We start from the raw sequence: 7,234 nt of genomic DNA, 5'->3' as shown, positions 1-7,234 counted from the left end.
GGGAGCCGCGCTGCCGCCGCCTCCGGCATGGCCGCCGTACCCGCCGCCGCCGGGAGCTCCGCCCGCGCCGGCGCCGCTGCCCGCCCGCCGGGCGACCCGCTCCGCGCCGGCCTCCGCTCCGGCTGCCGTGCCGCCGTCCTTCCAACCGCCGCCGTTCTCCATATCGCCTGCGCCTCCCTTTTCTCCGGCTAGCTCCTCAGCAGCTCGCCCGAAATGACGATCCGGTGGATCTCGTTCGTCCCCTCGTAGATCTGCGTCACCTTCGCATCCCGGAACAGCCGCTCCGCCGGATGCGCTTCCGTCAGCGCGTCCGGGCCGCACCACTGCAGCGCCCGCGACGCGACCCGCACGGCGGCGTCGCTCGCGGCCAGCTTCGCCATCGACGACTCCTTCACGCATGGCCGGCCCCGCTGCAGCAGGTCCGCCGCGCGGTAGACGAGCAGCGCCGCCGCTTCGACGTGCGCGGCCAAGCCCTCCAGCTCCGCCGCCGCTTCGCCCCGCAGGCTCCGCGGCGCCCGGGGCAGCTCGGCTTCCGCGAGCGCCAGCGCGGCCCGCGCGATGCCGAGCGCCTGCGCGCCGATGCCGATGCGGCCGCCGCTCAAGGCCGACTTCGCGATGCGGAAGCCCTCGCCCTCGCCGCCGAGCCGCTGCGCCGCCGGCACCCGCGCTTCCTCTAGGATCAGCTCGCACGTATTGGAGCCGCGCAGCCCCGTCTTGCGCTCCTTGCGGCCGACGGCCAAGCCGGGCGTATCCTTGCCGATCAGGAAAGCCGTGATGCCGCCGCCCCTGCTCGGCTTCGTCCCGGAGGGCGCTACCCCCGGCTCGCCCGGCACGACCGCGAACAGCACGTATTGATCGCCCTCGCCGGCGTTCGTAATGAACACCTTCGTCCCCGTCAGCACGTAATCGTCCCCGTCGCGCACGGCGGACGCGCGGATCGTCGACGCATCCGAACCGGCATGCGGCTCCGTCAGCGCGAACGCCCCGAGCCACGCGCCCGAGGCCAGGCGCGGCAGGCAGTGCCGCTTCTGCGCCTCCGTGCCGTGATAGACGATCGGCAGCGTCCCGACCGACGTATGCACCGCGAGAATGACCCCGGCCGCCGCGCTGACCCGCGAGATTTCCTCGAGCGCCAGCATATACGCGACCATGCCGTATCCGCCGCCGCCCCAGGCGGCCGGCACCGGCAGGCCGAGCAGCCCCTCCCGCGCCATCGCATCCACGAGCGCCCGGGGGAAGGCATCGGTCGCTTCCATCTCTCGGGCCGCCGGCGCGACCTCGGCCTCGGCGAACGCGCGCACCTTGGCCCGCAGCGCCTCCTCTTCCTCCGTGAACCGGAACCGCATCCGGGGATCAGCCCCCTTCCGCGCCGGCGTATTCGTAGAAGCCCCGGCCGCTCTTGCGTCCGAGCCAGCCCGCCTGCACGTAGTTCCGCAGCAGCGGGCAAGGCCGGTATTTGGAATCCCCGAAGCCCTCGTGCAATATCTCCATGATCGCGAGGCACGTGTCGAGCCCGATCAGATCCGCCAGCGCCAGCGGGCCCATGGGATGGTTCATGCCCAGCTTCATGATTCCGTCGACCGTCTCGGCCGCCGCCACCCCTTCGTACACGGCGTAGATGGCCTCGTTGATCATCGGCATGAGGATCCGGTTGCTCACGAAGCCGGGGTAATCCCGCACCTCCAGCGGCGTCTTGCCCATCCGCTTCGCCAGCGCGGCCGCTTCGCCGAAGGTCTCGTCGCTCGTGCGCAGCCCGCGGACGAGCTCCACCAGCTTCATGACCGGCACCGGATTCATAAAGTGCATGCCCACGACCCGATCAGGCCTGCCCGTCGCCGACGCCAGCGCCGTCACCGACAGCGACGACGTATTGCTCGCCAGAATCGTCCCTTCCGCGCATATCGCATCCAGCGCGGCGAAGATCCGTTTCTTCACGGCCATGTTCTCCGTCGCCGCCTCGATGACGAGCTCGGCGCCGATCGCCGCGCTTAGATCGCCGCACGGCACGATGCGCGCCAGCGCGGTCGCGGCCGCTTCCGGCGTATACCGCCCCTTCGCTGAGCCGTTCATCAGCGACAGGCCGATCCGTTCGATCGCCGCGGACACGCGCGCGTCGTCGGTATCGTGCAGCAGCACGCGGCAGCCCGCGAGCGCCGCCGATTGCGCGATCCCGCCGCCCATCTGCCCCGCGCCGACGACGGATATCGTATTGATGCCCATGTTGCCAGCTCCCTCCCCCTGCTTCGCGCCGTCCGGCGCGCCACCCGCCCCGCTAGCCGTCGACCCGCAGCAGCAGCGCGTCCCCTTGGCCGCCGCCGCTGCAGATCGCGGCGATGCCGAGCCCGCCGCCGCGCCGGCGAAGGCCGTTCGCGAGCGCCGCCACAATGCGCGCGCCGCTCGCCCCGACCGGATGCCCGAGCGCGATGGCGCCGCCGTGCGCGTTCACCTTCTCGCTGTCCCAGCCGAGCAGCCGGCCGCAGGCGAGGACGACCGCCGCGAACGCCTCGTTCACCTCGAGGCGGTCAATGGCCGCCAGCTGCAAGCCCTGCCGCTGCAGCAGCTTCTGCACGGCGAGCGCCGGGGCGATCGCGTACAGCCGCGGCTCCACGCTGACCGTCGCGTGGCCGACGACCGCGGCGAGCGGCGCGAGGCCTTCGCGCTGCGCGCGGTCCTTGGACGCGGCGATGACGACCGCAGCGCCGTCGTTCAGCCCCGGCGCGTTGCCGGCCGTGATCGTGCCCGTGCCGTCGGTGCAAAACGCCGGCCGCAGCGCGGCGAGCTTCTCCAGACTCGTGTCGCCGCGCGGCGCTTCGTCCGTGTCGATCGCGAACACGTGGCTCTTGGCGGGCGTCCCGCCCGCGAGCGGCACCGGAACGATCTCCGCTTGAAACACGCCCTGCAGGATGCCCTGCACCGCGCGCTCGTGGCTGCGCAGCGCCCACTCGTCCTGCTCGGCGCGGGAGATGCCGTACTCGGCGGCGATGCTCTCGGCGTAGTCGCCCATATGCCGGCCGCCGAAGGCGCAGGTGAGCCCGTCGCGCAGCAGCAGATCGACCGCGGCGCCGTCGCCCATGCGACGGCCGAAGCGATAGTCCGGCAGCGCGTAAGGGACGCCGCTCATGCATTCCATGCCGCCGGCCGCGACGATCTCCGCGTCGCCCGTGGCGATGATCTGCGCCGCGAGCGTGATGGCGCGCATGCCGGAGCCGCACACCTTGTTCACCGTCTCGGCGGGCACCTCGACGCCGAGACCGGCGTGCCGGGCGGCTTGGCGGGCCGGATTTTGCCCCGCGCCGGCCTGCACCGCCATGCCCATGACGACCTCCTCGACCGCCAGCGGGGAGATCCCGCTCCGCCGCAGCGCCCCCTGCAGCGCCAGACCGCCGAGCTCCGTCGCCGAATGCCCCTTCAAGGCGCCGCCGAACTTGCCGAACGGCGTGCGCGCGCTTCCGATAATGACCGTTTCAGCCACCGCGTCCGCCTCCTTTTCCCGCTCCGCGCCGCGTCCGCGGCAGCCGGTCGAGCGCCGTGAACATCTGCACCGCTTTCGCGTCCCGCATGTACCGCTCGACGGGGAATTCCTTCATATAGCCGTACCCGCCGTATACCTGCACGGCCTGTATGCCCGCGTGCATCGCGGCGTCCGCCGCATAGCGCAGTGCGAGCGCCGACGCGCCGGCATCGGGCGCGCCCGCGTCCGCGCGCCACGCGGCCTGCAGCGCGAGCAGCCGCGCCGCGTCGGCGGCCGTCTCCAGGTCCGCGAGCAGGAAGGCGATCGCCTGGTGCTTCGCGATCGGCTTGCCGAACTGCGCGCGCGCCTTCGCGTAGCCGAGCGCCGCGTCGTCCGCGCCGCTCGCGAGGCGCGCGGCCACCGACGCCAGGCCGCAGCGCGCGCCGACCGCCGCGCCACGGGCGACGTCTTGGCCCCGTCCTTCGCGGCCAAGACGATAGGCTGCCGGAACCCGGCAGCCTTCGAACGTCAGATGCGCCATGCCCGCGGCGCGCAGGCCGAGCTTTCTCGTCACGGGCCGGACGGTCAAGCCGGGCAGGCCGCGCTCCAGCAGCAGGGCGGTATATCGCTTCCGCCCGCGCGTGCCCGCTCCGTTTCCGCGTGCGCTGCCATCCCCGCCGCCGGTCCCGTTCCCGCGCTCCGGCGCCGTCTCCGCGTAGACGACGAACAGGTCGGCCTCCGCGCCGCCGAGCATATACCCCTGCTGGCCGTCCAGCACGTACGCATCGCCTTCGCGCCTCGCCGTCGCGCCCGCGCGCAGCCGCGACGCGGCGCTCGTCGCGCCCGGCAGCATACCCGCCCCGAGCGCGGTCCCGGCCATGAGCGCCCCCAGATGGCGGCGTTTCGCGTCGGCTCCGCCGAAGCGCAGCAAGGGCCAGGCCGCCAAATACACGTGGCCCCACAGCGCCGCCCCGAGCGAAGCGCTCGTCCGCGACAGCTCCTGCAGCGCCAGCGCGAAGCCGGCGAAGCCGCCGCCCCCCCCGCCGGCCTCCTCCGGCCATGGCAGCGCCGCAAACCCAAGCTCCGCCATGCCATCGAACGACCGCCTGTCGAACAGCTCCGCCTCGTCCGCGGCCGCCGCGCGGCGCGCCGCTTCCTGCTCCGCGAACCGAGCGGCCGTCTCGCGGATCATCAGCTCCTCCTCCGACAGCCCGAACTCCATGTCTCCACGCTCCCTTCCCCCCAAGCCAAGGCAGAGCGCCCGATGCTTACATCCGCTTATTACATGTTATTTTCGCGCGGAACGATTCATGATAGCGTGCGGGCGACGCTTAACCTGTCCTTCCCGAAAAAAAGAGCGATGCCCATGCGTGAACGCGAACGTCGGCACGACCGGCCGAGTGATATCTTTACAGTTTCTTAGGAAAATCGTCACGGGACGCTAACGGTCCGTTTACAGGCGCGGGGTAAGGTTGTGGTAGATGAATTTTTCTTGGGAGGGACATTTTGCCATGAAGCGCGTCCGCAACTTGACATCGCGGCTCCGGAAATGGAAGTCGGCGTGGAAAGCGTTGCAAAACAGCCAAATGCCGCAAACCGCCTAATCGGCCGCAAGCCAGCCGGCCGATTCGCCGGGTCGGCAAAAAACCGAAAGACCGCAATCGCCCGTTTGGGGACGCTGCGGTCTTTCGGTTTTCGCGTTGCGTGGCGCTTTCGCGGATGATACCCGTTTACTTGGTCGGGGCCGGCACGCCCATCGCTTCCCACTCGGTCTTGGACGGACCGTATACGCCCGCGACGGGCACGCCCGCCTGGCGCATCAGCACCGTCAACTGGCCGCGATGATGAACTTCGTGCTTGAGGAAGAGGTAGAGCGTCAGCCCGTTCGGCCATTGCTGCCCGAACATGTCGTGCACCTCCAGCAGCTTGTCGTCGCTCCACGCTGCCACCGCTTCGAGCAGCGACGCCGTCGTCTCGCGGTACGCCTGCGCGATGGCCGCCGCCGACTGCGGCGGCTCCGCGTCCGCCGGCGGCGCGCTGAAGCGCAGGCCGGTTCTTTGCAGCATGCCCGCGTCGTCGTGCACGAGATGCCATGCGACGTGACCGAGCGTCCGGTGGCCGGGCGCAACCGGCTGCTGGAGCGATTCGTCCGTGAGCGCGTCCAGCAGCTTCTGGGTGGATTGGGATTCCATCTGGTACTCCTCGATAAATGCGTTTACGCTTGCGTACATCCTCGATCTCCTCCTAGTAATCCTTCTTGTCTGGTGCTGCATTCACTATAGCACGTCTCCCCTGACAACAGCCTGTCAGCCGATTCCGGCGTTCGGAGCACAAAAAAACCGACTCCAGCAGGAATCGGCTTGATTATATTACGTTTCCAAACTAAAAAGCTTGCTGAGAGGAATCTGCAAATCCTGGTACACGTTCGACTGCGCGATATCCTACGGTTTCCGAATGATCTTCCTATGCGCGCCTCCGCTCACCCGTGGCGCGCGGCGACGGCGGCTTTGCCGTGATTGCGCAGCCGGAACAGCACGGCCGAGAGCAGCAGCGCGGCGCCGTTGATCACGAAGACCCAGCGGATCGGGATCCAGCCGCCGAGCAGGCCGCCGAGAATCGGGCCCGCCATCGTCGCGATTTGGGCGGACGATTGGTTCAGGCTGAACGCCCGGCCGCGGAAATCCGGCTCCGTCGCCTGCACGATCATCGCGTTGATGGCCGGATTGACGGCCGCGAAGAACAGCCCGTAGCCGAAGCGCAGGATGCCGAAGCCGATGTAATTCGTGACGAGCACCTGCAGGATGTTGCCGATGCCGCTGCCGATCAGGCCGATGAACAGCACCTTCTCGTAGCCGACCCTCCGGCCGATCTTCCCCCAGCGCGGCGCCATGATGACCGTGGCGATGCCGACCGCCGAGAAGATAATGCCCGAGCTTAACGAGGCGCTCTCCTTGGAGACGCCCATGCGCAGCACGTAGACCGTGATGAGCGGCTCCAGGATCATGATGCTGAAGGTGCTGACGGCCACCATGAGGAGCAGCAGCGAGAACGTCCGGTTCGCCAGCGCGTGCTTCAGGTCGTCGCGCACGTGCGAACGGGCCGCTTTCCGGTTGAAGTTCTGCTCCTTCGCGAAGAAGGTGGCGATCAGCGCCGAGACGAGCACGATGGCGCTGGAGAACAGGAACGCCTCGCGGTTGCCGAAGTAATGGCTGACCACGCCGCCGACGAGCGGCCCGAGAATGCTGCCGGTCGCCCCCGCCGTCGACATGATGCCGAGCGCGTAGCCCGTCTTCTCCTCCGGCGTGTTGGTCGCGACGAGCGCGATGGACGCCGGCACGAAGCCGGCCAGCAGTCCCTGGAAGACGCGCACGACCAGGAATAGATACGGATCATGGATGAAATAAGTAGCCAAATAAAGAGCGGCCAGGCTGAAGCCCGACCGGATCAGCATCGGCTTCCGCCCGTACTTGTCGGCGAGCGAGCCCCAGTAGGGCGAGATGAGCGCACTCGCCAGAAACGTAATGCCGAAGGCGATGCCGGACCACGCCTCCAGATGATGCTCCACGCCGAGATCCGTGTTCAGGAAGATCGGCAGGAACGGGATCGAGATGGAGTAAGCCATGCTGCAGAAAAATACGCCGGTCCAAAGCACGAAGAGGTTGCGTTCCCATGAGAATTTCATTGCTGCAGCCACGTCCTTTCGCAAGATCGTTCTCTCCCGCGGGAGAGAGTTCTTTCGGGGCAAGTAGCGGCTTATCGGATGAAAGTCGCCGGGTCTTGGTT

The 7,234-nt window shown here is 68.9% G+C and carries 6 protein-coding genes; all 6 read right to left on the bottom strand.

The features are described 5' to 3' along the window. Nucleotides 1-188: 188 nt before the first annotated feature. Nucleotides 189-1,346 (bottom strand): acyl-CoA dehydrogenase family protein, encoded by a 1,158-nt coding sequence (locus ACFPB1_RS25405; protein ID WP_379228993.1) that lies wholly within the window; start codon nucleotides 1,344-1,346, stop codon nucleotides 189-191. Between the two features lie 7 nt (nucleotides 1,347-1,353). After that, complete coding sequence (locus ACFPB1_RS25400; RefSeq protein ID WP_379228991.1) at nucleotides 1,354-2,220, bottom strand: 3-hydroxybutyryl-CoA dehydrogenase; 867 nt, start codon at nucleotides 2,218-2,220, stop codon at nucleotides 1,354-1,356. Between the two features lie 52 nt (nucleotides 2,221-2,272). Beyond that, nucleotides 2,273-3,472 (bottom strand): acetyl-CoA C-acetyltransferase, encoded by a 1,200-nt coding sequence (locus ACFPB1_RS25395; RefSeq protein WP_379228989.1) that lies wholly within the window; start codon nucleotides 3,470-3,472, stop codon nucleotides 2,273-2,275. Continuing rightward, nucleotides 3,465-4,673, bottom strand: a complete 1,209-nt coding sequence (locus ACFPB1_RS25390) for an acyl-CoA dehydrogenase family protein (protein ID WP_379228988.1) — start codon at nucleotides 4,671-4,673, stop codon at nucleotides 3,465-3,467. The genes ACFPB1_RS25395 and ACFPB1_RS25390 overlap by 8 nt, the downstream gene beginning before the upstream one ends. A gap of 508 nt (nucleotides 4,674-5,181) precedes the next feature. Further along, entirely contained in the window at nucleotides 5,182-5,682 is a 501-nt protein-coding gene (locus ACFPB1_RS25385; protein ID WP_379228987.1) for a DinB family protein, read from the bottom strand. 248 nt (nucleotides 5,683-5,930) lie between these two features. Then, nucleotides 5,931-7,157: an MFS transporter gene (locus ACFPB1_RS25380; RefSeq protein WP_379228986.1), complete on the bottom strand. Its 1,227-nt coding sequence runs from the start codon at nucleotides 7,155-7,157 to the stop codon at nucleotides 5,931-5,933. Between the last annotated feature and the right edge of the window lie 77 nt (nucleotides 7,158-7,234).

The sequence above is a fragment of the Paenibacillus sp. GCM10023250 genome (genome assembly GCF_042653205.1).
In the GTDB taxonomy this organism is placed as follows: Bacteria; Bacillota; Bacilli; order Paenibacillales; family Paenibacillaceae; genus Paenibacillus_Z.
This window is presented reverse-complemented; position numbering and strand designations above follow the sequence as displayed.

What these genes read in the sequence shown, in the direction of transcription:
- ACFPB1_RS25405 (WP_379228993.1), bottom strand. Translation starts at nt 1,346, where the DNA reads ATGCGGTTCCGGTTCACGGAGGAAGAGGAGGCGCTGCGGGCCAAGGTG.
- ACFPB1_RS25390 (WP_379228988.1), bottom strand. Translation starts at nt 4,673, where the DNA reads ATGGAGTTCGGGCTGTCGGAGGAGGAGCTGATGATCCGCGAGACGGCC.
- ACFPB1_RS25400 (WP_379228991.1), bottom strand. Translation starts at nt 2,220, where the DNA reads ATGGGCATCAATACGATATCCGTCGTCGGCGCGGGGCAGATGGGCGGC.
- ACFPB1_RS25385 (WP_379228987.1), bottom strand. Translation starts at nt 5,682, where the DNA reads ATGTACGCAAGCGTAAACGCATTTATCGAGGAGTACCAGATGGAATCC.